This is a genomic window from Yunchengibacter salinarum (genome assembly GCF_037658235.1).
Taxonomy (GTDB): domain Bacteria; phylum Pseudomonadota; class Alphaproteobacteria; order Sphingomonadales; family Kordiimonadaceae; genus Yunchengibacter; species Yunchengibacter salinarum.
The window spans coordinates 1-3,050 of record NZ_JBBJLN010000027.1 but is presented as its reverse complement, the minus strand read 5'-3'; the positions used below and the strand labels follow the sequence as shown (position 1 = coordinate 3,050).

The window sequence follows — 3,050 nt, the reverse complement described above, 5'->3', positions numbered from 1 at the left end:
CCAGCGATCTGAGAAACGCATTTGTAGCACACATTGCGAAACGCACTCCTTGCCTGACAACAGGAACGGACTCGCATCGCCCAAAACAAAATGAAAGGTGGGGGCCAGCTGGCGTTTACGGTAAAGCAGCTTGACCCGATCGCCGCGACGGCCCCGGAAGACAAAGACCGCCCCACTGGCCGGCTTTTGGCGCAAAACGTCCTGTGCTATCGCTGAGAGCCCTGCAATGCCCTTGCGCATATCGGTCACGCCACAGGCCAGATAGACCCGCACACCGGCACCAGGGGCGATCATGCCGCCTCCACCGCCCGGATCAGCCGCATCACCGCGGCTTCGTCCAGACCGCTATCGAACCGGAGGCACCGGCCTTTGGCCAGGCGCAGTTCAACCGATACCGAGGCTGCCGGGCATGGCGCCGCCGGAACGTTCTGAGCGGCCGGAACGCCCCGACTGGCCGGAGCCTCCCAAGGGGCCAGAGCGCCCGGGGCGGCCGGACCATTGATCGGCAGAAAAAGGGCCCCCTCTTCAGGGGACCACAGGCCTTTCCTCTTCAGCTCATGCCGCCAGGCGTAAATCTGTTGCCGGCTAACATCATGGCGCCGCGCCACCTGTGTGACCGTCGCCCCGTCAACCCCAACCGACGACACGATCGCCAGCTTGTCATCGTCACACCAGCGGCGTCGCCGCTCAATCCCAAGAACCTCGCCCCGCATACATCCTCCGCCTAAAACACGTCCTTTGCGACGTCGCTATCCACGTGTCTTAGCGGATCAAAACACCAATCAACAGGCGGTCCAAACCGGGCGGTTACGTCACACCAGCGGCGTCGCCGCTCAATCCCAAGAACCTCGCCCCGCATACATCCTCCGCCTAAAACACGTCCTTTGCGACATCGCTATCCACGTGTCTTAGCGGATCAAAGCACCAATCAACAGGCGGTCCAAACCGGGCGGTTACTCTCAGTCCACATGTTGTGCCTCCGGTGGTTGCTCGTCACAAACATCGAATCACATCTCACTGAGATCACTCAACTGCTTTCGGATCAGGCTCCTAATGAATAATAAAAGCGCTTAATTCTGTAGTGCCAATGTTTTTGACTTGTAAAGAATAACAATCGAAATAGGAGCCATGCTCATATGAAACTGGCGTTTTATCCATCATGTATAACTGGTCCAAACTGTTATATCCACTGCTAGAGCTTTCAATAACAAAATTAACTTTAATTTTACCAAAAGAAAACAAAACCGAATTTCTATTACAACTTATTAATCTAGCATCCTTATGTAAGACATAGCGACTGTATGCAGGTCTAAAATTCTTGCGGTCGTTAACCACTTTGTCTACCACTGATAACTTACTAAGATTATAATCAAAATTAACAGACCTAAAGACCCTTATAAATTCATCTTTTATTTTAAGTAATATGCATCCTGAAAATAAAACACCCTTCTCTTCCAGAGCCCCCTTAAGCTCCATTTCGTTTTTCCGCAGATTCGAGCCGGACCAAGGACAGCATTCAAATGATATTGTATTGTGAGCGGCAGATGATATCACCTTCTCTCTTATTTCGTTATTCACATACTTATATTTTCCAGGATCAACAAGAATATCTTGCCCATCTTTACCTAATATAAATGACAAGTTATCCCAATGTTTATGTATGTTGCTATTATAATTGTTGGTCATGCATAAGTATGAAAGTCCATTTTTATATATTGCATACCCGGACGTGCACCATAGCTCATTACCGCTCAACATTTGGTTGCCTAGGTTATTTCTCTCCTTCTGGTTGTCAGTATCGCCAAAAGGCACTTCTCTGCCATCTGGAAGCAATAAGTGCCTAGAAACAGCTTCTACTTTCTCTATATAACTATCCAATATACTTAACCCAGAATAAAGGCCAGAATTTCTATAGTCTTTCAATGACTTCAATACCAAGTGATGATAATGAGGTGAGTGCTCTTTGTGAACATAATTTTCATCAAACTGATTTTTTATAATCTCACTCACAAGTTCATAAGACCTCTGAATGACATTTTTTTTCTGCCCAACCCCCAAATGCTCGGCTAAGCAACGAAGGCCGTGAGCAGCATACAGTCCATGATTATGGCTTGTTCTAACAAAACCTTCTTTACGGATAACTGCCACATGCTTCAAAATCATTTCTTTAAACCATCGGGGTAACTTTATGCCGCTAGACTCAAGCTCAGATGCTAAAATATGAATTTTTTCGGCTCGTATCCCTGTGGCCATATCATGCCAAGTAAATTCATTAGGAGTGGATTTTGACGAAACCCACCAATCCTCAAACCAGCTTAACAAAATTTCTAGATACCTGTACTCTTCTGTTTCTTTATATGCTTCAAAATAAATCATTAAATACCGCAAGGTTTGAATTTGAAAGCGCCAATTGGGATCGTTGAATGGGTCGCCAGCCCAGTCAAATGGAATAGACATTCGGTAAGGGGGAAGATCGGGCCGCTTAACAGGAGAAAATCCTTCTTTCTCGAAAACCTCAACCTTTTTGATCGCTTTCATTCTGTAGCCTCGATTATTTTTGCCCAAGCTGAAACTGCGCTCGTAAAATATAAGATAAGAGCCTGATCCGAAAGTAGTTGAGTGATCTCAGCGAGTTGTGATTCGGTGTTTGTGACGAGCAACCACCGGAGGCACACCATGTGGACTGAGATCATTCGCCCCCAATATGAGCGCGAGGGGCGGCGATATGCAAGCGATGCGACGGATGCGGAATGGGCGCTGATCGAGGGTCTGCTTCTTCCGGCGAAACGTGGGGGACGTCCCCGGACGACGGATATGCGCGACGTGTTCGACGCCATTCCGTACATGGCGTCCACTGGTTGCCAGTGGCGGATGCTGCCGAACGACTTCCCACCAGTCTCGACCGTACGCCGCTATTTCTACGACTGGCGCGACAGCGGAGATCAGGCTGGGCGACGCCTCGAAGCCATAGATTTCCTCGATATGCCCCTGGATCTCCCGGGTGCTCATGCCGCGCGCATACATGCTGACGATCTTGCGGTCGAACTCGG

General features: G+C 48.9%; 3 protein-coding genes and 2 pseudogenes. 1 reads left to right on the top strand and 4 read right to left on the bottom strand.

The genetic code is table 11. From position 1 onward, the window contains the following. From tnpB to WGH93_RS13125, 3 genes are all read right to left on the bottom strand, one after another. The coding region (gene tnpB / locus WGH93_RS13135; protein ID WP_374765328.1) for an IS66 family insertion sequence element accessory protein TnpB at nt 1-294 on the bottom strand (294 nt) is incomplete at its 3' end. Continuing rightward, nucleotides 291-713 carry an IS66-like element accessory protein TnpA gene (gene tnpA, locus WGH93_RS13130; protein ID WP_374765327.1) on the bottom strand — a complete coding sequence of 141 codons (423 nt, stop codon included), beginning with the start codon at nt 711-713 and terminating at the stop codon, nt 291-293. The genes tnpA and tnpB, both read right to left, overlap by 4 nt. 337 nt (nt 714-1,050) lie before the next feature. Beyond that, nucleotides 1,051-2,538: a heparinase II/III domain-containing protein gene (locus WGH93_RS13125; RefSeq protein ID WP_374765326.1), complete on the bottom strand. Its 1,488-nt coding sequence runs from the start codon at nt 2,536-2,538 to the stop codon at nt 1,051-1,053. 138 nt (nt 2,539-2,676) lie between these two features. Between WGH93_RS13125 and WGH93_RS13120 the strand changes: the two are divergent. Further along, nucleotides 2,677-2,940: pseudogene (locus WGH93_RS13120) on the top strand (transposase); the annotation flags it as partial. On the opposite strand, the pseudogene WGH93_RS13115 reads toward WGH93_RS13120, so the two are convergent. Then, nucleotides 2,920-3,050, bottom strand: a pseudogene (locus WGH93_RS13115) (transposase); the annotation flags it as partial. The pseudogenes WGH93_RS13120 and WGH93_RS13115 overlap by 21 nt on opposite strands.